24 protein-coding genes are annotated in these 20,851 nt (G+C 71.0%); 9 read left to right on the top strand and 15 right to left on the bottom strand.

Going from position 1 to position 20,851, the window contains the following annotated elements; translation table 11 throughout:
* Genes P3X83_RS09410 through P3X83_RS09400 form a run of 3 tightly spaced genes read left to right on the top strand, consistent with a single transcriptional unit; the run spans position 1 to position 3,421 of the window.
* Positions 1–1,833 (top strand): ABC transporter permease subunit, encoded by a 1,833-nt coding sequence (locus P3X83_RS09410; RefSeq protein ID WP_277304533.1) that lies wholly within the window; start codon positions 1–3, stop codon positions 1,831–1,833.
* The gene (locus P3X83_RS09405; protein WP_277304532.1) at positions 1,830–2,657 is read left to right on the top strand and encodes a hypothetical protein; all 828 of its coding nucleotides are present in this window, start codon (positions 1,830–1,832) and stop codon (positions 2,655–2,657) included. The genes P3X83_RS09410 and P3X83_RS09405 overlap by 4 nt, the downstream gene beginning before the upstream one ends.
* Positions 2,654–3,421, top strand: coding sequence for a 3-oxoacyl-ACP reductase family protein (locus P3X83_RS09400; protein ID WP_277304531.1), 768 nt, complete (start codon positions 2,654–2,656; stop codon positions 3,419–3,421). Before P3X83_RS09405 ends, P3X83_RS09400 begins: the two co-directional genes overlap by 4 nt.
* Here the strand turns inward: P3X83_RS09400 and P3X83_RS09395 are convergent.
* The 3 genes from P3X83_RS09395 to P3X83_RS09385 are packed head-to-tail and all read right to left on the bottom strand — an operon-like array spanning position 3,408 to position 4,796.
* Positions 3,408–4,100, bottom strand: a complete 693-nt coding sequence (locus P3X83_RS09395; RefSeq protein ID WP_277304530.1) for a DUF4386 domain-containing protein — start codon at positions 4,098–4,100, stop codon at positions 3,408–3,410. The genes P3X83_RS09400 and P3X83_RS09395 overlap by 14 nt on opposite strands.
* A 41-nt stretch (positions 4,101–4,141) precedes the next feature.
* Complete coding sequence (locus P3X83_RS09390) at positions 4,142–4,375, bottom strand: helix-turn-helix transcriptional regulator (RefSeq protein WP_277304529.1); 234 nt, start codon at positions 4,373–4,375, stop codon at positions 4,142–4,144.
* A gap of 1 nt (position 4,376) precedes the next feature.
* Positions 4,377–4,796, bottom strand: a complete 420-nt coding sequence (locus P3X83_RS09385; RefSeq protein WP_277304528.1) for a hypothetical protein — start codon at positions 4,794–4,796, stop codon at positions 4,377–4,379.
* A 146-nt stretch (positions 4,797–4,942) separates the two neighbouring features.
* Between P3X83_RS09385 and P3X83_RS09380 the strand changes: the two genes are divergently transcribed.
* Positions 4,943–5,653 (top strand): helix-turn-helix domain-containing protein, encoded by a 711-nt coding sequence (locus tag P3X83_RS09380; RefSeq protein WP_277304526.1) that lies wholly within the window; start codon positions 4,943–4,945, stop codon positions 5,651–5,653.
* Here the strand turns inward: P3X83_RS09380 and P3X83_RS09375 are convergent.
* Positions 5,635–6,213, bottom strand: a complete 579-nt coding sequence (locus P3X83_RS09375; RefSeq protein ID WP_277304525.1) for a dihydrofolate reductase family protein — start codon at positions 6,211–6,213, stop codon at positions 5,635–5,637. The two genes, P3X83_RS09380 and P3X83_RS09375, sit on opposite strands and share 19 nt — an antisense overlap.
* A 140-nt stretch (positions 6,214–6,353) precedes the next feature.
* Between P3X83_RS09375 and P3X83_RS09370 the strand changes: the two genes are divergently transcribed.
* Positions 6,354–6,686 (top strand): hypothetical protein, encoded by a 333-nt coding sequence (locus tag P3X83_RS09370; protein ID WP_277304524.1) that lies wholly within the window; start codon positions 6,354–6,356, stop codon positions 6,684–6,686.
* Positions 6,687–6,739: 53 nt separating this feature from the next.
* On the opposite strand, the gene P3X83_RS09365 is transcribed toward P3X83_RS09370, so the two are convergent.
* Both P3X83_RS09365 and P3X83_RS09360 read right to left on the bottom strand, forming a co-directional pair.
* Complete coding sequence (locus P3X83_RS09365) at positions 6,740–8,881, bottom strand: peptidase domain-containing ABC transporter (RefSeq protein ID WP_277304523.1); 2,142 nt, start codon at positions 8,879–8,881, stop codon at positions 6,740–6,742.
* Positions 8,878–9,144 carry a hypothetical protein gene (locus tag P3X83_RS09360; RefSeq protein WP_277304522.1) on the bottom strand — a complete coding sequence of 89 codons (267 nt, stop codon included), beginning with the start codon at positions 9,142–9,144 and terminating at the stop codon, positions 8,878–8,880. The genes P3X83_RS09365 and P3X83_RS09360 overlap by 4 nt, the downstream gene beginning before the upstream one ends.
* 151 nt (positions 9,145–9,295) lie before the next feature.
* Here P3X83_RS09360 and P3X83_RS09355 point away from each other — a divergent pair, with 151 nt between their 5' ends.
* Positions 9,296–9,835, top strand: coding sequence for a hypothetical protein (locus P3X83_RS09355; protein ID WP_277304521.1), 540 nt, complete (start codon positions 9,296–9,298; stop codon positions 9,833–9,835).
* 264 nt (positions 9,836–10,099) lie between these two features.
* Here the strand turns inward: P3X83_RS09355 and P3X83_RS09350 are convergent, their stop codons facing one another.
* The 4 genes from P3X83_RS09350 to P3X83_RS09335 form a co-directional block, all read right to left on the bottom strand.
* Entirely contained in the window at positions 10,100–11,617 is a 1,518-nt protein-coding gene (locus P3X83_RS09350) for a PepSY domain-containing protein (protein WP_277304520.1), read from the bottom strand.
* Between the two features lie 335 nt (positions 11,618–11,952).
* On the bottom strand, positions 11,953–13,140 hold the full coding sequence (locus P3X83_RS09345) for a Dyp-type peroxidase (RefSeq protein WP_277304519.1): 1,188 nt from the start codon (positions 13,138–13,140) through the stop codon (positions 11,953–11,955).
* Positions 13,140–13,646: a copper chaperone PCu(A)C gene (locus P3X83_RS09340; RefSeq protein WP_277304518.1), complete on the bottom strand. Its 507-nt coding sequence runs from the start codon at positions 13,644–13,646 to the stop codon at positions 13,140–13,142. Before P3X83_RS09340 ends, P3X83_RS09345 begins: the two co-directional genes overlap by 1 nt.
* Before the next feature lie 234 nt (positions 13,647–13,880).
* Positions 13,881–14,432 carry an MFS transporter gene (locus P3X83_RS09335; RefSeq protein WP_277304517.1) on the bottom strand — a complete coding sequence of 184 codons (552 nt, stop codon included), beginning with the start codon at positions 14,430–14,432 and terminating at the stop codon, positions 13,881–13,883.
* 246 nt (positions 14,433–14,678) lie between these two features.
* On the opposite strand from P3X83_RS09335, the gene P3X83_RS09330 reads away from it, so the two are divergent.
* The gene (locus tag P3X83_RS09330) at positions 14,679–15,452 is read left to right on the top strand and encodes a TetR/AcrR family transcriptional regulator (RefSeq protein WP_277304516.1); all 774 of its coding nucleotides are present in this window, start codon (positions 14,679–14,681) and stop codon (positions 15,450–15,452) included.
* A gap of 7 nt (positions 15,453–15,459) precedes the next feature.
* On the opposite strand, the gene P3X83_RS09325 is transcribed toward P3X83_RS09330, so the two are convergent.
* Both P3X83_RS09325 and P3X83_RS09320 read right to left on the bottom strand, forming a co-directional pair.
* Positions 15,460–16,038, bottom strand: a complete 579-nt coding sequence (locus P3X83_RS09325; RefSeq protein WP_277304515.1) for a TetR/AcrR family transcriptional regulator C-terminal domain-containing protein — start codon at positions 16,036–16,038, stop codon at positions 15,460–15,462.
* The gene (locus tag P3X83_RS09320; RefSeq protein WP_277304514.1) at positions 16,035–16,274 is read right to left on the bottom strand and encodes a hypothetical protein; all 240 of its coding nucleotides are present in this window, start codon (positions 16,272–16,274) and stop codon (positions 16,035–16,037) included. The genes P3X83_RS09325 and P3X83_RS09320 overlap by 4 nt, the downstream gene beginning before the upstream one ends.
* 188 nt (positions 16,275–16,462) lie before the next feature.
* Here P3X83_RS09320 and P3X83_RS09315 point away from each other — a divergent pair, with 188 nt between their 5' ends.
* Positions 16,463–17,260 carry an SDR family oxidoreductase gene (locus tag P3X83_RS09315; protein WP_277304513.1) on the top strand — a complete coding sequence of 266 codons (798 nt, stop codon included), beginning with the start codon at positions 16,463–16,465 and terminating at the stop codon, positions 17,258–17,260.
* 91 nt (positions 17,261–17,351) lie between these two features.
* Here P3X83_RS09315 and P3X83_RS09310 read toward each other — a convergent pair whose 3' ends face one another.
* Both P3X83_RS09310 and P3X83_RS09305 read right to left on the bottom strand, forming a co-directional pair.
* Positions 17,352–19,211, bottom strand: coding sequence for a hypothetical protein (locus P3X83_RS09310; protein ID WP_277304512.1), 1,860 nt, complete (start codon positions 19,209–19,211; stop codon positions 17,352–17,354).
* A gap of 13 nt (positions 19,212–19,224) precedes the next feature.
* Positions 19,225–20,232 carry an iron-containing redox enzyme family protein gene (locus P3X83_RS09305; RefSeq protein ID WP_277304511.1) on the bottom strand — a complete coding sequence of 336 codons (1,008 nt, stop codon included), beginning with the start codon at positions 20,230–20,232 and terminating at the stop codon, positions 19,225–19,227.
* Between the two features lie 123 nt (positions 20,233–20,355).
* On the opposite strand from P3X83_RS09305, the gene P3X83_RS09300 reads away from it, so the two are divergent.
* The gene (locus tag P3X83_RS09300) at positions 20,356–20,688 is read left to right on the top strand and encodes a hypothetical protein (protein ID WP_277304510.1); all 333 of its coding nucleotides are present in this window, start codon (positions 20,356–20,358) and stop codon (positions 20,686–20,688) included.
* Here the strand turns inward: P3X83_RS09300 and P3X83_RS09295 are convergent.
* Positions 20,678–20,842, bottom strand: coding sequence for a hypothetical protein (locus P3X83_RS09295; RefSeq protein ID WP_277304509.1), 165 nt, complete (start codon positions 20,840–20,842; stop codon positions 20,678–20,680). The two genes, P3X83_RS09300 and P3X83_RS09295, sit on opposite strands and share 11 nt — an antisense overlap.
* Positions 20,843–20,851: the final 9 nt, after the last annotated feature.

Here is a 20,851-nt window from a genome sequence, read left to right as displayed (position 1 = left end):
GTGACACCGAGGATGCGGCACCACAACCGGCGGTCGCTGGCCTGGATCTCGCCGAGCGTCCTGCTCATCGCCGCGGTGATCACACTTCCCGCGCTGCGGATGGTCTGGACGTCACTGCAGCTCACCGACGAGACCGGGGTAAGCCACGGCTTCGCCGGGCTGGCCAACTACCGCCGCCTGCTGGCCGAACCGGCACTGGCCAACGTGATGAGCAACACCGTCGTGTGGGTGTTGCTCGTGGTCGGCGCATCCATCCTTGTCGCGCTCGGCCTGGCGCAACTACTGAACAAGCGGTTCTTCGGGCGGCGCCTGGTGCGCTGGGCGCTGATCGTGCCGTGGGCGACCTCGCTGGTGATGACCTCCACGGTGTGGCGGTACATGCTGGAGGGCGGCAACGGGATCGTCAACCGGTTCCTGATGGACCTCGGCGTGCTCAGCGAACCGATCGGCTGGTACCAGGACCCTCGGTACGCCTTCTGGTCGGTGATCGGGGTGGGCATCGTGGTGACCATCCCCTTCACCACCTATGTGCTGCTGGCCGGGTTGCAGGCGATCGATCCGCAGGTGTACGAAGCCGGAAAGCTGGACGGCGCCGGCCCCTGGAAGACGTACCGCTACATCACCCTGCCGCTGCTCCGCCCCGCCCTGGTGATCGCCACGATCCTGGTCACCATCTACGTGTTCAACTCGTTCCCGGTGATCTGGGTCATCACCGGGAGCAACCCGGGGAACTTCTCGGACACCACCCTCACCTGGGCGTACAAGATCGCTTTCCAGGAGCAGCTGAACACCGGTGAGGGAGCCGCGCTGTCGGTGTTCAACGTGCTGATCCTGATCGTCGTGGTGCTGCTGTACCTGCGTGCGGTCAACGGCGACCGGGAGCGGCGGACGTGGCTGGGCCGTACCTGGACGGCGCTGGCCGACCGTCTTGGCGAGCGGTGGAGCCGGCAGCGTCCGGCACGTCCGGTTTCGGTGGCGCTGCCGGACCGGGCGCGCCCGAAGGTGTGGCCGCGGCTGCGTCCGGTGGTGCTGCCGCTGGCCGGGCTGGCCGTCGCGGCGTTCTTCCTGGCACCGTACGCGGTGATGTTCCTGTCCTCGTTCAAGAACGGCGCCGAGCTGTACGCGGTGCCCGCCACCTACCTGCCGGATCGGTGGGAGTGGAGCAACTGGACGAACGTCTGGGACGTGCTGCCGCTCGCCGGCCTGCTGCGCAACAGCCTGATCATCGCGGCCGCCTCGACCGCGCTGGTCCTGCTGATCGCGGTGCCGGCCGCGTACTACACCGCGCGCAACCGATTCGCCGGACGGACGGCCTTCCTGAACCTCGTGCTGGTCACGCAGGTCCTCGCGCCGGTCGCCCTGGTCGTCGGCATCTACCAGGAAGTCATCTTCGTCGACGGAGTCAACCAGTACTGGGCGATCGTCGTGGTCAACGCGGCGTTCAACCTCGCCTTCGTCACCTGGATCATGAACGGCCAGTTCGCCGGCGTCGACCTCGCGATCGAGGAGGCGGCCATGATGGAAGGGCTCGGGCCGGTGCGCCGGATGCTGCGCATCATGCTGCCGGTGGTGCGCCCGGGCCTGGTGACCGCGCTGGTCTTCACCTTCATCCAGGTGTGGAACGAGTTCGTCATCTCGCTGACCGTCTTCAACGACCCGACCAGCGGCCGGGTCACCCTGCCGGTCGGCATCCAGCAACTGGTCGGCCTCAACCAGACCAACTACCAGTACCTCTTCGTCGCCTCACTGATCGCGACGGTGCCCGTCGTGGTGCTGTTCATCACCATCGAGCGGCATCTGGTGGGAGGACTGACCGCGGGGAGCGTCAAATGATCGAGTTGACCGCAGGGAACGCCGCCATCCGGGTGGACCCCGCCGACGGTGGCCGCCTGACGTCCCTGCGGGTCGGCGACGCGGAACTGCTGGGCGCCGGCGGCGCGGGCCCGGCCGGCCTGGGTCAGATCATGCACGGCAGCTTCCTGATGGCGCCGTTCGTCGGCCGGCTGGAGGGCGCCCGCTTCACGTTCGCCGGGCGGGAGTGGACGGTGCCCGCGAACCTCCCCCCGCATGCGCTGCACGGCCTCGTCTTCGACCGCCCCTGGAGCGTGGGCGGCACTGTTGACAGCGCTGTTGCCATCGATGTCGAGCTGGACGAGCGCTGGCCGTTCGGCGGCGCCGTGCGGCAGGAGTTCGAGCTGACGCCCGACGCGCTGACGATGAGCGCCACGGTGACCAACGACCGCCGCACCATGCCCGCGATCGTCGGTTTCCACCCGTGGTTCGCGCGCAGGATCGACGGCGGCCCCGAGGTCACCTACAGCTTCGAGCCCGGCCTGCGCTATGTCTGCGACGATGACGGCATTCCGCAGCATCTGTCCACCTCCCCCGGCCCGCGGCCATGGGACGACTCCTTCACCGCCGTCTCCAGCGCGCCGGTCCTGCGATGGCCGGCCCTCGACCTGACCGTCGCCAGCGCGGCCGGCCACTGGATCGTCTGCGAAACCGAGGCCGACGCCGTCTGCGTCGAACCATTGTCCGGCCCGGTCAACGGCTTGAACACCCGCCACTATCAGCTCGTCGAGCCGGGAGCGCCGTTGCGCTTCTCGATGACGCTGCACTGGACCGCACGACAGCCAACCGACAGGAAGACAACATGACCGTCTTGGACTCATTCTCGTTGCAGGGCAAGGTCGCCGTGGTCACCGGAGCCAGCCGCGGCATCGGCCGGGCCCTGGCCCAGGCGCTGGGCGAGGCGGGCGCGTCCGTCGCGGTGACCGCCCGCACCCTTGAGCCCGCTGAGCGAGCGGCCAGGGAACTCCAGGCCGCCGGGATCACGGCACTTCCGGTCAGCCTGGACGTGACCGATTCGGCCCAGGTCGATCGGATGGTGGAGCTGGTCAGCGAGAAACTGGGCCCGATCGACGTACTGGTCAACAACGCCGGGATCAGCATCGGCCGGGAGGCCCTGGACACCCCCGACGAGCTCTGGCGCGAAGTGCTGGCCACCAACCTGGACGGCCTCTGGTACTGCACCAAGGCCGTCGGCGCGCGGATGGTCGAGCAGGGCGGCGGGAGCATCGTCAACATCGGCTCCATGTCGGCCATGATCGTCAACCGGCCCCGGTGGCAGCCCGCGTACCTGGCCTCCAAGGCGGCGGTGCACCAGCTCACCAAGGCCCTGGCCGCCGAGTGGGCGCCGCACGGGATCCGGGTCAACGCGCTCGCCCCCGGTTACATCCTCACCGAGGCGTCCCCCGTGGACCAGCCGGAGTACCGCGAATGGTGCGTCGAGCCCGCCGCGATGAAGCGCTACGGCCTCCCCGAGGAGCTCGGCCCGGCCGTGGTCTTCCTGGCCGGCCAGGCGTCCAGCTTCATGACGGGCTCAGTGGTGGTGATCGACGGCGGGTTCACCCTTTTCTAGGGGGTGAACCTGGCGTCCGGCCTTCTTGTGGCGCGTTACGGCGGACGCCGCGGGCCAGCAGGTAGCCGACCATCCAGAACTCGCCCAGGTGCGCGGGCGCCGCGAGGATCTCGGCGACGACTTGGGCCTCGGGGGCGAGGTACACGATGAACGCGCCGAGCAGGTAGCCGACGCCGCCTCCGATGAGCGTCCAGCCGAGCGGCCGGGGCATCCAGCCCGAGTGGAGCACGCAGAAGCCCATGGGGATGAGCCACAGGCCGAAGAACATCGCTCCGACGCCCCACAGGTTGCCGCTCAGCAGATACATGAGGTGGACGGTCGCGGGTGCGTCGCCGGCCGGGGCGGACGCGACCTCGACCGCGGTCGCCAGGAACACCGCGCTGCCGAGCCCGATGACGGCGTTGACCAGCCCGAAGGCGGCTATACCACTGGCTGTGGTGGCGTTCACGGTGCGGAACAGGCGGTAGAACCAGGTGGCGGTGAGCGCCTGGGTGAGGACCATGAGCATCTCCACCGCGACTCCGGCGCGCGCCAGCGACTCGTTCCCGACCAGGTGCGCCAGCGTCGCGCCGGGATCGCCGGCCGCGAAGAGCCTCGGCCGGATGACCAGGAATCCGAGTACGCCCGTGATGGCCATACCGAGGTAGAAGAGCCCGGTCATCCGGGCGGCGCGGATCACGGCTCCTTCAGTCGTCGCGCCGGTCCGTAAGACTCCCGTGATCATCCAACGACCTCCTCTGTCCCGGGGTACTGAAAGACGTCGTCGAGCGGCACCCCGAACACCCGGGCGATCTGGAAGGCCACCTCCAGCGACGGCGAGTAGCGGCCCTGCTCGATGGCGATGATGGTCTGGCGGGTGACGCCGACGCGGTCGGCCAGTTCGGCCTGCGTCATCTCCCCGTGGGCGAATCGCAGGGCTCGGATCTGATTGGTGACCCTGGTGGCCTTGGGCATGCTAGAAGCCCCGCCGGTAGGCGACGATCTTCACGATCGAGGAGGCGACGGCGGCCAGGACGAATGCCAGGTAGAGCGTGTTGGCGATCCAGAACTGCTCGATCTTCGCCATCGCCAGGCCGAGCGGGACGACCGCGGCGATGCTCATGACGTAGAACCCCACGTACTCGCCCAGCCGGTTGATCTGCTTGTCACGCTCGTCGGTCTTCCCGGCCTCTCGCGGTGAGATCATCGCGGCCACCATGTTCAGGACGATGTTCGCCGCGATTCCGACACCGAGCGCGGTGAGCATCGGCCACATGTAGGCGATCGTCGCCACGTCCGTTCCAGGCACCCTGGACAGGATGATCGCGAAGTAGACCACGGCCACGCCGGCCGCGACCACGATGTAGATCCACGCGCGCTTCTCTTCGAAGGACATGCCCGCTCCCATGTACAACAAACTTGACATGACCAAGGTAAAACAAAGCGGACATGACGTCAACAATTTTTTACATCCCTTGCAGGGGCGTACCTCACGGCCGGAGTCCCGCAGGGTCCGGACGGCACCCCGCGTATCCTGCTTCCGTGGTACTGCGGTTTGAGACGCGCGCGTCCGACTCACCGTGGGTCGACACCGTGTGGAGCGCTACGAGCGAACACGTCGCGGAGATGACCTCCGTCGCGGCGGTGTGCTGGGGCCTGGTCTTCTCCGAGCACGACGGCAGGGTGTCCGCAAGCATCTCCGGCCCCGAGACCAGCACCGGCACCGCGCCGGTGCCGGAGGGCGCGATCTTCTTCGGCATCGAGTTCGCCGTCGGCACGTCGCTGCGGGCCGTCCCCACGCCGGCCCTGGTCAACGGGGGCGTCGAGCTCCCCGAGGCCACCCGCGGGACGTTCCTGCTGGACGGCGTGCGCTGGGGGTCCCCCGGCCCCGACGACGCCGAGGCCCTGGTCGACCGGCTGGTCCGCGCCGGAGCCGTGGTCCGCGACCCGCTCGTCACCGAGGTTCGCCGGGGCCACCGTCCAGCGGTCTCGGAACGAACCGTCGAACGCCGGTTCCGCGCGGCGACCGGGATGACCCAGGGCGCCGTGCGGCAGATCGAACGCGCACGCCACGCGGCGGCGCTCCTGGCCACCGGCATACCGGTCGCCGATGTCGTCTCCGGGCTCGAATACTTCGACGAGCCCCACCTGGCCCGCGCGCTGCGCCGCTACGTCGGGCGCACGGCACGGCAACTCCGCGAGGGCACCGGTGGCGCGATCGCCCTGAACCTGGATCAGCCGGCCACGTCGTAGATCAGCTTCACGATGCCGTTGGGGTAGGCCGCGGACTCCCGGAGGGTGAGCACCTGCTTGTCCTTGTCCGCCTGGCTGAACAGGCTCTTCCCGGCGCCGAGCAGCACGGGGAAGAGGAGCAGGTTGTACCGGTCGATCAGCCCGGCCTCCGACAGCCGCCGGGTGAGCTCCGCGCTGCCATGGATGAAGATCGCGCCGCCCTCGCCGTCCTTGAGCTCGACGACCTCGTCCGCCGAACGCAGGATCGTCGTCGGCCCCCACCCCTCGACGAGGTCGTCCTCGGACAGCGTGGTCGAGACCACGTACTTGGGCAGGTCCTTGTAGGCGGCGTGGTCGTCCGAGTCACGCCAGATCGGCGCGAACGCCTCATAGCTCCGGCGGCCGAACATCAGCGCGGTCGTGTCCTCAAGCTCCTCGCCCTTCAGCGAGAACGCCTCGGGCAGGAACTCGACGTCCTTGATCACCCAGCCCCCGCTGCGGTGCTCCTCGCCCGGCCCACCGCCCGGAGAGTCCACGACCCCATCGAGCGAGACGAATCCTGTGTAGACCAGATCACGCATGTCCTGTTCCCCTCATGGTCCGGCGACGAGGTCGCTGGTAGATCGGCAATCGGGCCGCAACCCACGCCCACCTTACGAGGCATCGCCATGACCGTCTTGTACGGAAACGACGGCACCGCTGACGCCGCTACGAGCGTGACATGCTCGGAATCCGGGATGCGGCGGGCGATATCCGCGAGATGCGAGGGGACGCATTCGTCGAACTCTCCGCCGAGGACCAGCGTGGGAACTCGAATCCGGTCGAGCCTGTCGAAGATGTCCCACTCCTTGAGGGCTCCCGTCACGTGGTAGTCCGCCTGACCGACCAGCACCCGGAACGTGATCAAGCTCATGAGATCCGGGTCGAGGCTCACCGAAGAGGTGCGCACGACGCACGCGCGCATGTACTCGCCCTGGGCGACCAGGTAATCCGGATCGTCCGTCTCTCCCCGCAGCTCACGACCGTAGGTGCGGTCCAGGACATCACCCGGTAGTTCCGCCGGCAGACCTCGTACCTCTGTTGTGAGGGTTGACCTACTTTGCCGCCTCAGGCAGTCGAAACGTTCTGGGTCGCGACCAGTTCGGCGTACGTGCCGCGCCAGGCCATCAGCTCCTGATGTGTGCCGCGCTCGACGATGCGCCCGCCGCTGACGACGAGGATGACGTCGGCGTCCCTGACCGTGCTGAGCCGGTGGGCGATGATGATCCGGGTCTGGGCCAGGTGGCTCAGGTTCGCCTCGATGGCGGCCTCGGTGGCACTGTCGAGATTGCTGGTGGCCTCGTCCAGCAGCAGCACCTTGGGGCGGGCCAGGAGGGCGCGGGCCAGGGCGAGCCGCTGCCGCTGGCCGCCGGAGAGGCCGCCGCCGTCGGTGAGCATCGTCTCGTACCCCATCGGCATGGCCATGATCTCCTCATGCAGCGCGGCCACCCGCGCCGCCGCCGCCACGCGCTCCAGCGGCGCGTCGGGCTCGTTCAACGCGATGTTGTCCCTGATCGAGCCGTTGAACAGGGACGGGTCCTGGGTGACCACGCCGAACTGACGGCGCAGCGTGCGCAGGTTCAGCTCGCCGACCGGCACGCCGTCATAGCGGATCTCACCCACCACGGGGGAGTGCAGCGCCAGCAGCAGCCTGGCCAGCGTGGTCTTGCCCGACCCTGAGGCTCCCACCAGCGCGACCTTCTGGCCGGGACGGATGTCGGCGGACACGTTCTGAACCGTCCACGGGGCGCGCGGGTCGTGGCGGAAGCTCACGTCGCGCAGTTCGATCGCGCCGCGCAGCCGCAGCACCTCGATGCCCTCGCTCGGCTCCGGGTCGGTGGCCAGGATGTCCGAGAGCCGGTCGAAGTGCGCGCCCGCCTGCTGCAGGCTCTGCAGCCCGGCCATGAGCGAGCCGAGCGGGGTCAGCACGCCCAGCGCGATGGCGTTGAGCGCGATCAGCGCGCCCACCGTGAGCTGCCCGTCGAGCACCCGCCAGGTGCCCAGCCACAGCAGCCCGAGCGGCACCACCACCCGGATCGCCGACAGCGTGGACTCCAGCAGCCCCTGCGCCAGCCCGGTCCGCACGTCCGCGTCGAGCTGCCGGTTGAAATGGGCCGACCACTTCTCGACGGCTCGCTGCTCGGCCCCGGACGCCTTCAGCGTCTCGATGCCCATGATCGTCTGGATGAGGCTGTTCTGGGACGCCGACAGCGCCGACAGCTCCTGCCTGGTGAGCGTGGCGATGCGGTTCGTGGTGCCCAGCATGAGGAGGAGCTGGAGCACGGCCACACCGCTCAGCGCCAGCCCGAAGACGGGGTCCCAGAAGTAGACGACCACGAGGTACCCGACGGCCAGCGGGCCGTCCAGCAGCGCGGCCACGATCTGGCCGGTGAGGAGGGCGCTGAGGGTGGACACGCTGGCCGCCCTGGTGACCAGGTCGCCGTTACCGCGCCGGGTGAAGTACCGGTAGGGCAGTGCCACCAGATGGCTGACCACCCCCTCGGTGAGCTGCTGGTCCGCGCGGGCCCGCACGGCCACCAGCAGCGCGCTGCGCAGGTAGCCGATGACGAACTGGGCCGCGCCCGCCAGCAGCACGGAGCCGCCCAGCAAGGTCAGCACGTCCACACTCCGCGCCGGGATGATCGTGTCCAGCAGGAGCTGGGAGAACATCGGCAGCGCCAGCCCGAGCAACTGCAGCAGCAGCGACGCGGCGACGATCTGCGCGAGCAGGCCCTTGCGCCGCCGCAGCAGCGTGCCCATGAACTCCCTGCGCCAGGCGCCCGCCATGGAAGTCGAGCCGCGCTGGAAGCCCTCCCCCGGCTCGAACACCAGCAGCACGCCGGTGAACCCGGCGCCGAACTCCTCGGCGGTGAGCCTGCGCCGGCCGTCCGCCGGGTCCACGACGTCGACGCGGTCCGGCGACCAGCGCTCCACGACCAGGAAGTGGCGGAACTCCCAGTGCGCCACGGCCGGGAGCGGGACGCGGGCCAGGTCTTCTGGGGCCAGGGAGAAACCCCTGGCCTTGAGGCCGTGTTCGCGCGCGCCGTCCAGGAGGGCCTTGGCGCTCAGGCCGTCCCTGCCGATCTGGAGGCGTTCGGTGACCTGGTGGAGGGTCGTGCGCCGGCCGTGGTGGCAGAGCACCATCGCCAGGCTGGCGGCGCCGCACTCGGTGTCGGTGTTCTGCAGGATGACGGGCAGCCGGCGGATCATCCGGCCGCTCCCACGGCCAGCACGGCCATCGCGGTCAGCGCGGCCCCGGCCGCCACGATCGCCGCCACGACCAGCCACAGCACGAGGAACGACGGGCCGCTGACCACCAGCGGCAGACGCCGGACCGGGCGGGGCGCGGCGTGCTCGCGCAGGGCCTCCTCGCGGTACACCCTCCCCTCCTGCTGCCGCGCCGGCGCCGCGTGGCGGGGACGTGGGACGGGGCGGGTGGCGTCGTTCGGATCGTCGATCGTGATCTTCGACATGACCCTCTTTCCTCCGTGGCCGAACATGCGCACAGGTCGCCGGGGAAAGCTAGGGCCGCGAGCTTGGAACGGACTTGCGACCCGCTGGGACCCGCGCGGCGGAGTATCCGCGTCCAAGCGGTCCTGCAGCCATCCGCAAGTCGGCCCTCCCGTGATCAGGTGCCGTGAGCGGGGAGTCGCCGCGTCCGGGACTCCGGACGACTTCCGCCACGTGGACGGCGACTTCACCGGCTTCTCCGCCTTCGACCCGCCGGCGGACGTGGAAGGACACCGCGTCGAGCTGGTCGCCTCGCTCGGCCTGTCCTTCGGCTGCATCGACGTGATCCTCACGCCCGAGGGCGAGTACGTGTACCTGGAGCTGAACTCCAACGGCCAGTGGGCCTGGGTGGAGAAGCTGACCGGCCTGCCCATCTCCATGGCGATCGCCGACTGGCTGGCCGAGGGTGAGCACGCCCCACGAAGGGATCCGGCGCGTGAGCGACTACCCGGAGACGCTCGCCTCGGCGGTCGAACTGGGCCGAGCCCATCCACGTCGACGCGACGCCCGTCCGTTTCGACCTCTCGGTTCCCGGCGCTCTTCTGCCCCGCCCCACCTGGCGGAACGCACGAGGCCAGACCCGGACGCTCAAGTACGTCACCGAGGACGGGCGCCTCGAACGCGCGGCCAGCCTGCAAGGGTTCTACCGCCTGACCCCCGAATCGGCCTCCGATCTTGACAAGCTGGTGCCTCAGCGAGAAGGTCGGTAGAACCGGAGGCATCAGTCATGACGTTCATGAATGTGGTCGATGTACTGATCTACTGGCTCCTTATGGGATTGGCCCTGTTCGTCATCATCTACGGAGCCGTCCGACTCGCGCTCAAGCACGACCGTAGAAAGCGGAACTGAGGCTCCCCCGCCCCCATCCGATCAGATTCCAGAGGGCAGGGGAGGTCAAGGGCGAACGTGGTGCCCGCTCAGCCGATCAGGGTGTTCAGTTTGGGAATGCGGCGAATCACCAGCCGGTCCAGCGACAGCACCGCGACCATGGTGATCCCGGCCAGCGGGAACACCACGCCCAGTACCGCCAGCACCGCCAGGACTCCGTAGGCGGTGCGCCGGTCGGTGGTCCTGGCCGGGGCGGCGAGACGGCCGCGCGGGCGGCGCTTCCACCACATCCAGGCTCCGGAGACGACCAGCGTGATCAACGCCACGCAGGTGCCCAGCATGACCAGCAGGTTCGCCGTACCGAAGCGACGCCCCTCGTGCACGGCGATGCCCTGTTCCACGGCCTTGGCCAGCAGGCCGTACTCCTCCCAGCCGTAGTCCACCAGGACCTTGCCGCTGTACTGGTCGACCAGCACGGTACGGCCCAGCGCCGGGTCTTCTACGTCTGTGGCCACCACGGTGTAGACGCCCTTGGGGCCCGCGGGCGGCAGCACGCTCAGCTCACACCCGGGCTGCCTGCAACCTCCGGCCTCGGGGGCGGCGGCGGCCAGGGCCCGCTCGGCGGTGATCGACCCCGGGTACGACCAGCCGCGGCCGGCCGTACCGCTTCCGTGAGCACCGTGCCCGCCGCCGCCGCCCGGGTCGGCGGGCACCGGCAGTCGCTCAGCGGCCCACGGCACGGCGGTGTCGGGGTTGGCGGTCAGCTCCTTGGCCGGGACCGACTCGCGGGCGAAGGCAGCGGCGTCGGGCGAGGTCGAGCCGATCGAAGCCTGCAGCCTGGACAGGTTGTCGCCCCAGAAGCCCGACCAGGGCAGGCCGGACAGTACCAGGAACACCAGGACCACACCGGCGACGGCCCCGGTCACCGCGTGGACGCGGCGTAACCGCCCGCGCTTCAGCGGACGCCACGCCGACCGGGGGAGCCGGCGCCGGGCCGGGCCGCGCCACCACAGGTACGCGCCGGTGACCACCAGGATCAGCGCCCAGCAGGCGGCGGTCTCCACGATCCGGTCGCCGGTGACCCCGGCCATCAGCTCGCCGTGCACGGTCCGCACGACCCGCATGAACGTGGCCGAGTCGTCGATCTGGCCGAGCACCTCGCCGGTGCCGGGGTGGACGTACACCGAGATCCCCTGCGCGAACGGATTGGACGGGTCGCCGGCAGCCATGACGACCCGCGTGGTGCGGTCGGGCGCCTGCGGCGGGATCACGCCGTCCAGGGTCGAGCCGGGGCGGGCCGCGAGGGCGGCCTGGATCTGGGTGCTAAGCGGCAGCGCGGTGGCGACGGGGGCGGACAGGGTGCGGACGTCGGCGTAGCGCCAGTTCTCGAAGGGCTCCTTGAACAGGTAGATCGCGCCGGTGATCGCCAGCACCAGCAGGACGGGCGCGGTGAACAGGCCCGCGTAGAAGTGCCAGCGCCACACGACGCGGTAACGCCCGGAGGAGCCGGGCGCGGGCATGGGTGTGGGCGCTTCGGCGGGATCCGCGGTGGCGGTAATGGTGGACGCCTCCGGTGTCGGACCCGAAGGCGGAACGGTGGACGTCATGGTCGGCTCCGTTTCACGAGCTGATGGGGGTACGCGGCCCGGCGGCGGAAGGATCGCCGCACGACGGGCGCGCGGGCATGGCCGTGACACGGGCGGCGTGCGGCCGCCCGCCGGTGAACGGGAACCGGACCGGCCGGAGGCCCTCGGACGAAGCGCGTCCGTGCGAGCCTTGCGGTGGCCGGGTACCTGCCCTCCGGCGGCGCGAACCCCGACGCCGGGCCGCCAGAGGGCGGGTGGTTCCTACGAGGCGGGCGAACCCGGCCCGGCATTCGCGTCGTCCGGCGTATGACGCCCGCACCGGCCGTCTGCCACCGGATCGTTGACCACGAGGAGGTTCATGACAGCAGGCCCTCCCCGATCCAGCCGTCCGGGCCGCAGCCCGGCGGGACGGCGAACAGGGCCGACCCGATCGGCGTGGTCCACTCGTTCAGCAGGTCGGCCTCGGCCAGTCGTTCCTGCACCGGCAGGAACTGGCGGGTGACGTCGGCCTGGTAGGAGGCGAAGACCAGCCCGCTGTCGGCGCGGCCGTCCGCCGACAGCCCCTCGTCGTAGTTGTAGACGCGGCGGAAGATCCGCAGAGCGGGGTCGGCGGTGCGCGCCCGCCGGATGTGGGCGTACTCGGAGATGACCGGCAGCCCTGCCGCGTTCAGCTTGGCGAAGTCGGGTTCGTCATGCTCGCGGGTGCCCGTCAGCGGAGCGCCGTCGTCCATGCGACGGCCGACGGTGAACTCCTTGGCGACCCGGTCGGCCGCGTCCCAGGTCTCCATCTCGGCCCGGATGCGCCGCAGCACCAGGGTGGTGCCGCCGTGCAGCCAGCCCGGCCCTTCGCCCACCCACACCGCGCGGTCGAAGCCGGGCGTGCCGGGGGTGGGGTTGACGGTGCCGTCGAGCTGGCCCATGACGTTGCGCTGGGTCTGCCCGGCCCGCTGGATCCCGGCACCGCGCCGGAACCCGCGTTGCGTCCAGCGCACCCGGGCGAAGGCGCGGGCGTCCTTGACGATCATGCGCAGCGCGTGCGCGACGGTCAGCGGGTCGTCGGCGCAGATCTGCACCAGCAGGTCACCGCCGCTCCAGCGCCGCTCCAGGCGGTCGATGGCGAAGCGGGGCAGCGGTGCGATCTGCGGTGGGCGCAGGGCGGTCGTGCCGGTCGCCTCGAACAGGCCGGGGCCGAAGCCGAAGGTGACGGTCAGCCGGGCGGGCAGTGCCGCCAGTTCGGGTTCGGTGTCGGCGAGCGCGGGCCGTCCGGCGGTCAGACGGCGGGCGTCGTCGGTCAGCAGGCGCATCATCCGCCGGACGGCGTCCCGGTCCGCGCCGCCGCGCAGGTCAAGCGCGATGAAGACGGCGTGCGCCTGCGGGCCGGTGGCGATCCCGGCCTGATGCGTTCCGTGGAACGGCTCGGTCGCCGGGCCGGTCTGCGCAGTGGCGGGAACCGGGGTGAGGGCGAGCGCGCCCGCCGTGGCGACGCCGGAGGCCAGCAAGGACCGCCGGCTGAGCGGAGGCTCGCCGGATCGGTGACCGCCCATCAGCCCTTGTCCTCGCCGTCGCCGCCGGCGTGCATGCCGTCCTTGCCGGATCCGGGCTGGTAGTCCTCCTTGCCACCGGCGAACTCCTTGCCGATCGCGGTGAACCGCAGGGTGCCGCCGCCGTCCAGAGTCAGCGTGAAGGGGATCTCCGCGCCCGGCTCGACCTTGCCGGTGATGTCCATCAGCATGATGTGGTCGCCGCCGGGCGTCAGCTCATGTGTCCCACGGGCGGGGATCACGAAACCGCCCTTCTTAGGGCGCATCACCATCTTGCCGCCGGACTCCACGACCTCGTGCAGTTCGATCTTCGGCGACAGCGGCGAAGTGCCGGAGACGACCCGCACCTCGGCGCCGGTGTTGTTGACCAGGGTGCCGAACGCGGCGGTCATGCCCTCGCCGGTGACCTTGACCCAGGGATCGGTGACCGTCAGGGCCGGTCCGGCGGGAACGGCGACGCTCGGCGGCGCGGCCGAGACGGCCTGCTCGGCCGCCGCACACCCGCTCACGAGTACGGCGGCCAGCGCCGGAAGCGACAGAACAGACAGAACGCGAGAACGCGAAAGGGGGAAGAACATCGTGGAACAAGGCCTTTCAAGGCAGGCCTCGGCGACGGAAAGACTCCATGTCACGCCGAAGGCGGATGCACGCAGGATCACTCGACGGCCGACCTGCGAGGTGGCCGCGGACCCGGAGCCGATGACACCGGGCATGGAGACGTCCTCCGGCCCCGCCGAGGGCGGTCAGCCGGAGTGGAGAGAGACCTGCGTGTACGGCGGGCCGCGCCGGGGCGCGGCGGACGCCAGCAGCACCGAGCGCAACCGGCCCGGCTCGGGTGCCGCCACGACGACGTCCGGCTCGTCCACCGGCTGCAGATAGGGCACCAGCATGGGACGCAGCCGCACCGCCAGCCGGCGCAGCACCCCCCACAGCGCCGCCTCGCCCTTGGCCAGCCACATCGCGCTCATCCCGGCGGCCCAGGCGTGCGCGATCAGCATGCCCATCCCGGGCGCCAGCGTCGACGCGTGCGTATGACCGGTGACCTCTTGCACGACGGGCGCGTGACTGAGCGAGAACAGCACATGCAGCGCCACCTGCGTCCCCGCCAGCAACGGAAGGATGACCGCCAGCGAACGCTCACGCCCCGAGGCCGCCGCCCCGGCCCCGAACGCCAGCAGCAGACCGCCCGCCACCACCGCCACCGAGAGCGTCCCACCACTCACCCGGTGCGCCGCCGCGCTCAGCCCCACACACACCACGGCGAACACCGCAGCGCGGACAAGCCGAAACGACATAGAGGCGGTCATGGTGCACCAATCATCCCATCCCACCCCACCGCCCCGGAATAGCCCACCAACGATGAGGCGCCGCCGAGAGTCCTCGGCGCGGCCGGCGGCGTTGACCGCCGCCACGGCCGTGCGCGGTAATCCCGCACCGATCACGCTGATCATACAAGGTCTCATTAACTCATCATTTGATGAGTTAATGCTGGAGACGATATGCTTATGAGGTTCATCCCAGCAGGAGTATCATCGGTCGCCGTGGACGAAGATCTCGTGGCGGCCGCGCTGGTGGCCGCCGAGCGCCACGGCAAAGACGTGGCCGACGTGCCGCTGGGCGCGATCGCCGCTGCCGCGGGCATCTCGCGCAGCACCCTGATCAGAAGGCTCGGCGGATCACGGGCCGGCCTGGAGGAGGCGGTCCGGCAGACCGGAATCGATCCCGGCGGCCGTCCACCGGTCAGGGAACGCGCCATCGAGGCCGCGGCCGTGCTCATCGCCCGCGACGGACTCGGCGCGGTCACGATGGACGCCGTCGCGGTGGCCGCCGACTGCTCACCGACCAGCCTGCACGCCACTTTCGGCAACCGCGACGGCCTGCTGGCCACCATGTTCGACCGGTACGTCCCGGTCCCCGACCTGGAGGCGCTGGCCGCCGATCCGCCCGAGCGGATCCAGGACATGGTCCATGCCGTCTACACCGCACTGGCAGAGGCGTTCGACCGGGAGCCGCGGGTGCTGCCGGCGATCTTCGGCGACCTGTTCACCCGCCCCGACGGCACGGCCGCGCGGATGCTGAAGGCCAACCTGCCCAGAATGCTCGACAGCCTCGGCGCCGTGCTGAACGCGCAGATCCACGCCGGGCGACTGCGGCCGCTCCCGCTTCCGCTGCTCATCCAGCTCATGATCGGGCCGATGGCGGGGCACATGCTGTTGCGCCCGGTGCTCCAGGACGCGCTGGGCGACGGCCTGCCTCCGGTCCGGGATGTCACCCAGGTGTTCGCCGAGGCGTTCCTCCGCGCCACCGCCCTCTAGCAGGCGCTCAACGTTCGGGCAGGCGGAGGTTCATCCTGCTCGCCGCACCGGTCAGGAGTACGGCCAAGCCGCGCCGGAACCGGTCTCGTCCGGACATCTCGCCGATGAGCCGGGGGAAGGCGGTGCGGGGATCATCATCACCGAGCAGCGCCTCGGTCTGCGGGGACTCCCCGGTGGCGAGCTGAGCCTGGGAAAACCGCATGGCCGCCTCGACCGCCTCGGCGTCCATGGCGGTCGCGTCCGCCGAGCGCATCTCGGCCGAGCGCAGCGCGTTGCCGTGCACGTAGTCGTCAGCCATGGCCAGCACCGCGAACTTGCCGGGCGCGTCCAGCCCGGTGTCGGCGACGGCGGCCAGCGACTGCTCGAAGTGCCGCATGGCGTTGGGGCCGGCCGACGCGTTCTGCAGGGAGTGCAGCACCCAGGGGCGGCGCATCAGCATGTCCCAGGTGCGTAGCGAGATCGCGGTGAGCGCGTCGTACCAGTGGGCGGGGAACTCGTCGGCGGGGATCAGCACCTCGCCCATGATCGCGTCGTCCATCAGGGTGATCAGTTCGTCCTTGGTCTGGACGTAGTAGTACAGCGTCAAGGTGCCGGCGCCCAGCTCCGCGGCGGTAGCCGTGCCGGCTTGCCGCTCGCCCCGAACCCAGGCAGGTCGATCGCCCAGGCGTCGTGGCGTTCGCCGAGCACCTCGACGAGCGGGAGCGGCTCCCTGCTGGACACTTCGGCCCCGTGCACGCACACCACGGGGGTGCCCGGCCCGCGTCTACGGTGACCGGCGATGGTCAGGTCGTCCACAACATGGTCCTGCCGGTGCAGTGACACCGCGCCTCCTCGTCCGGGAGACCGCCCCTACCCTCGGGTGGCGTGCTCGAACGGCCATCGCTCGGCAGAGAATGGGGACACCGAAGGCGTTACCACTACCCGTGCCCGGGCACGGGATGGCCATGCCAGAGCAACCGGGCAGCACGCCCTCCGCACAGGACCAGCCATATCCGGGGAAGACCGGGCCGATGAGCCCCGAACCGCGCGACGAGATGCGCGACCACATCGGGAGCGACCTGCTCAAGGGCAAACGCGCACTGATCACCGGAGGTGATTCCGGGATCGGCCGCGCGGTGGCCGTGGCCTTCGCCAAGGAGGGCGCCGACGTCGCGATCGCCTACCTGACCGAGCACGAGGACGCCCGGCACACCGGCGAACTGGTCGAGGCCGAAGGACGGCGCTCCGTGCTGCTGCCGGGCGACCTGGCCGACGGAGACCACTGCGCGGCCGTCGTGCGGCGCGCGGTGGACGAGCTGGGCGGGCTCGACATCGTGGTCAACAACGTGGCCTACCAGTCACCGGTCGACTCGCTGGAGGAACTGGACGAGGAGCAGTGGGAACGCACGTTCGCCGTCAACATCACCAGCTACTACCGCGTCACCAAGGCGGCCCTGCCCCACTTGCGCGAGGGCTCGGCCATCATCAACACCTCCTCCATCAACGGCCTGCGCGGCAACAAGACGCTCATCGACTACGCCGCCACCAAAGGCGCGATCAACGCGTTCACCTACTCGATGGCGCAGAACCTCACCGAGCGGGGCATCCGGGTCAACGCGGTGGCGCCCGGCCCGGTCTGGACGCCGCTGATCCCGGCGACGATGCCGCCGGAGAAGGTGGAGAAGTTCGGTTCGCAGGTGCCGATGGGGCGTGCCGCCGATCCCGACGAGATCGCGCCGTCGTACGTCTTCTTCGCGGCGGGCCGGTTGTCGTCGTACTACACCGGCGAGATCCTGGCCCCGATCGGCGGCGAGACGCTGCCCGGCTGAACCCGGTGGGCTGACGGCGCCCGGTTCGGGCAGGTGGTGGGGCATGGACGAGATGGTCACCGTGACGCCCTGCGAGGACGGCCCGCTGCTGCTACGCGGGCGCTTCGAACTGCGCACCCAGGACGGCGAGCCGATCGACCCCGGCCGGGCGACGGTCGCGCTCTGCCGGTGTGGCCTGTCCTCGGTCAAGCCGTTCTGCGACGGCTCGCACAAGGCCGCCGGTTTCCGCGCGCCCAGCGGTCCGGGCCCGGCGGCGTAGCCGTCGCACGGAGTGGGCCGCGTGCCGGATCCGGCCGCCCGCGTAGGGTATGCCGCCGGTCAAGGCGGCCCCCAGTGCGAACCAGCTGCAGACCGCTCGTTCCAGGATCCAGACGGGTGCCAGCAGGGAGCCGGTCACCGGGAAGACCCGCCGTCCGCCGGCGCGCCGCCGTCCGGTCTCGGCCAGGCAAACGGCCAGCGCGGCGCAGGTCAGGACCGTACGGGGCCGTCTGATGAGCGCGAGGGCGGGCAGCACGGCGAGGAAGGCCGCCATCCTGACCGGCTGCGCCCGGTCGTCGTAGGCCTGCCGGACCCGCTGCCCCCAGAAGTGCCGGGCGTCGCAGGGCAGCCGCCGGACGTACAGGCCGGGCGGGCGAGCCTCGCGCCCACCGTGGGCGCGCACGGTGCGGATCAGCTCCAGGTTTTCGAACAGCACGTCGCCGTCGTAGCCGCCCGCGCGCAGGAAGAACGCGCGCCGGAGGCCGAACGTGCCCGGATAGTCCGCGCCGAGGCCGCGGTTGAGCAGCGTCCGCGCGGTGTCCCAGCGCGAGTGCCAGGGCAGCGGCGAGAAGTAGTTCTGCGGCCTGACCAGCTCGGCGTCCCGCAGCAGCGCGTGCACCGCGGCCAGGCCGGGCAGGTCGTAGCGCACGTCGTCATCGGCGATCACGACGCGGTCGCCGGTCGCGAGCCGCACACCGGTGGTGACGCCCGCGACCTTGCCGTTGGCGAACCGGAGACCGTCCGCCGGGCGCACGTGCCGGACCAGGCCCCGCCAGCGGCGCGCGTGGCGGTCGAACAGCTCGGCCGGGCTGCCGTCCACCACGATGACCCGCACGTGCCGGGCGAGCACGCGCAGATAGGCCGTCAGCTCGCCGAGCCCCGCGTCCTCGTGCCAGCGCAACGGCAGCACATAGTCGAGATCCAGGCGGCCAGGAACATCCATCACGAATGGGCACCCCCCATGCCCCGGTGGCTGCCCTGGCGGCCGATCGCCAAACGGGGGGCGCCGGGCGCTACCCGGTGGCCACCACCAGCGCCTGCGGCGTCCGGCGGGCTGACGGGCCGTGTAGTGCTCCCTGCCGTACTCGGCGCCGGTCGTCAGGTCATGGCCGTAGGTCTCGCAGTACCCGGGATCGGTGTTGAACCGGCCGTCCGTGTACAGGCGTTCGGTGCCGTGCGGCGCGGACGGCGTGCAGGGCCACTGCACCCCGCCACCGCGCAGCAGGCCGTAGGTGATCCCGGTGTAGTCGCAGGGACGGCCCGCCGGCCGGATCGAGCCCTGCTCGGCGTAGCGGAAGATCTGCATGGCGTGCGTGGGCGGCGCCCAGTGCGGGATGACCGACGGCTCGACGTTCCACAGCTCGGCCCAGCTCGCGGATGTGCTCGGGGTTGTCCCAGTTGCGCAGCCCCGGCAGGTCGCCGTCCGCGCCCAGCCGTACAGGTCCTTCGGGTCGAGCCGTCCGTGGTTGACCCGATCGGCGGCGCGGCCCCGCACGCCGACGACGCGCCCGTCCTTGACCGCGATGTCCATCGCGTCGCCGTTGGAGTGCAGGATCGACGCGGACGGCACCCACGAGTCGACGTCGGCCTCCGTGAGGTCGCCCTCAAGGTGGCGGTCCACGCGAACCGGCCACTCCTCTCCGGGGCCGTAGGGCGTGCGGGGTCCCCAGCGGTCGGCGATGCGGTCAGACATGATCTGAGGTCCTCTACCGGATGAGCGAGCCGTTCAGGGCGGGGCGTGGGAGCAGGGAGGTGAGGCCGCGCTCCCAGTGGCCGAGGATGTGGGCCGCCCACGCGCGTTCCAACCACAGGGCGCACGACGCGCCGAACAGGACGTCCCCCGCCAGGTCGGGGTGAGCGGCGGCGAAGGCGCCGCACAGGTCCTGGGCGGCGATCTGTTCGTGGACGGCGTCGGCCTGGACGTGCTCGTCGTAGAAGCGGGCCGCGGTGTCGTCGCCGCCGAGTCTGCGCAGGCCGGTGGCGTAGCGGCGGTTCGGCGCGGAAGAGGTCATCTCCAGCGCGGCCAGGTGCCCGACCAGGGCGCCGCGCAGGCGGCGGTGCAGGCCGAACAGGGACATGGCGTTGGAGATGGCCAGCGTGACGCCGGGCACGCGGCCGAGGTAGACGCCGTAGGAGTCGTCCAGGTCCAGGCCGCGCATGGTGGCGCGGAACAGCTCGGAGTGCATGCGCTCGGGACGGCCGCCGCCGTACTCGTCGGCCTGGATCTCCACCAGGGCGGCCTTCGGCGCCCCCGACAGCCGGGGAATCGCCCAGGTGTGCGGGTCGGCCTCCTTCAGGTGGTAGATCGACCGGTGCACGACGAACTCGCGGAAGTGCCCGAGGTCGGCCCGGCGGGCGAGGAAGGCGGACACCGAGGGGCCGTCGTCGGCGGCGGTCAAGTCGCCGAGCGCCGCGCGCATCTCCCGCGCGGGATCGTACGGCGGCGTCGGCACGGCCCGCGCCAGCGTCTCTTCCAGCCGCCGCTCCAGCGCCCCCCGCGCGGCCAGCAGCGCGGGGGCCCACTCCCAGCGGTCGTCCACGTCGTCGAAGCCCTGGTAGTGCAGCTCGTAGCAGGCGAACAAGGCGAGCTGGAAGTCGTCGTCCGTCAGCGTGCCACCGGCCGCCGGGAGCGGCAGCGGCCGGTGACCGGCCGGGCCGCGCAGGCGTTCGAAGAGCGTCGCGGTGACGGGACCACGCGGGGCGGGAAGCCTCACCCCGGCTCCCCGCCCGACGGCGTCACCCCCGCGCCGTGTGGCCCGATGGTGTCCATTGGCATCCCTCCGCTCCCCGCTCACCGCCCGCTGCCCCAGGGAGGCGGTGACAAACGACCGAAGGGCTTGCAGGCGGGCGTCAACCACGGCATCATCCTGACCGGCCAGAACGCCGTGGCACAGGTGAGCGTGCACGGTCCGGCGCCGAGGGCCCTGGCCGGGCTGCCCGCCGCCCCCACCGGGTTCACCGGCCGGAGCAGCTCGCTGGTCGGGCTGCTGGCCTTCCTGGACCCGTCCGCCCCGCCCAAGGCCTGGGGGACGGGAGTGGTGGTCTCGGCGGTGGCCGGGGTCGGCCAGACCGCCTTGGCCCTGGTCGCCGCCCACCACGCCCAGGCCCGGGGACCTTTGCTGCCCGCCCAGCCCTGTCACCGGCAGCTGATCCCTCCCGTCACACCCTGACCGCGCTGCCCGCCCATCTGATCGACCTGGCGGTGCTGCCCGAGGGTGAGGCGGTCGCGCCGGTTGCGGCGCCCAGGGCTCCCACGGCCGCTGCCAGGCCGGGGGATCGCCTCACCGAACCGGCGGTGCCGCCCGAGCCGCGGTTGGGCGACATCGAGCGAGG

Source organism: Spongiactinospora sp. TRM90649, assembly GCF_029382225.1.
GTDB lineage: Bacteria > Actinomycetota > Actinomycetes > Streptosporangiales > Streptosporangiaceae > Spongiactinospora.
Note: the sequence above shows the minus strand (reverse complement) of the source record. Positions and strands in the feature narration are given on the sequence as shown.

Excerpts from the sequence above, each read along its gene's own strand:
- P3X83_RS09390 (WP_277304529.1), bottom strand. The coding sequence starts at position 4,375 with ATGCCCAAGGCCACCAGGGTCACCAATCAGATCCGAGCCCTGCGATTC.
- P3X83_RS09370 (WP_277304524.1), top strand. The coding sequence starts at position 6,354 with ATGCTCGGAATCCGGGATGCGGCGGGCGATATCCGCGAGATGCGAGGG.
- P3X83_RS09295 (WP_277304509.1), bottom strand. The coding sequence starts at position 20,842 with ATGTCGCCCAACCGCGGCTCGGGCGGCACCGCCGGTTCGGTGAGGCGA.
- P3X83_RS09345 (WP_277304519.1), bottom strand. The coding sequence starts at position 13,140 with ATGGGCGGTCACCGATCCGGCGAGCCTCCGCTCAGCCGGCGGTCCTTG.
- P3X83_RS09385 (WP_277304528.1), bottom strand. The coding sequence starts at position 4,796 with ATGTCCTTCGAAGAGAAGCGCGCGTGGATCTACATCGTGGTCGCGGCC.
- P3X83_RS09335 (WP_277304517.1), bottom strand. The coding sequence starts at position 14,432 with ATGTCGTTTCGGCTTGTCCGCGCTGCGGTGTTCGCCGTGGTGTGTGTG.
- P3X83_RS09400 (WP_277304531.1), top strand. The coding sequence starts at position 2,654 with ATGACCGTCTTGGACTCATTCTCGTTGCAGGGCAAGGTCGCCGTGGTC.
- P3X83_RS09315 (WP_277304513.1), top strand. The coding sequence starts at position 16,463 with ATGAGCCCCGAACCGCGCGACGAGATGCGCGACCACATCGGGAGCGAC.
- P3X83_RS09405 (WP_277304532.1), top strand. The coding sequence starts at position 1,830 with ATGATCGAGTTGACCGCAGGGAACGCCGCCATCCGGGTGGACCCCGCC.
- P3X83_RS09375 (WP_277304525.1), bottom strand. The coding sequence starts at position 6,213 with ATGCGTGATCTGGTCTACACAGGATTCGTCTCGCTCGATGGGGTCGTG.
- P3X83_RS09350 (WP_277304520.1), bottom strand. The coding sequence starts at position 11,617 with ATGACGTCCACCGTTCCGCCTTCGGGTCCGACACCGGAGGCGTCCACC.
- P3X83_RS09310 (WP_277304512.1), bottom strand. The coding sequence starts at position 19,211 with ATGTCTGACCGCATCGCCGACCGCTGGGGACCCCGCACGCCCTACGGC.
- P3X83_RS09360 (WP_277304522.1), bottom strand. The coding sequence starts at position 9,144 with ATGTCGAAGATCACGATCGACGATCCGAACGACGCCACCCGCCCCGTC.
- P3X83_RS09365 (WP_277304523.1), bottom strand. The coding sequence starts at position 8,881 with ATGATCCGCCGGCTGCCCGTCATCCTGCAGAACACCGACACCGAGTGC.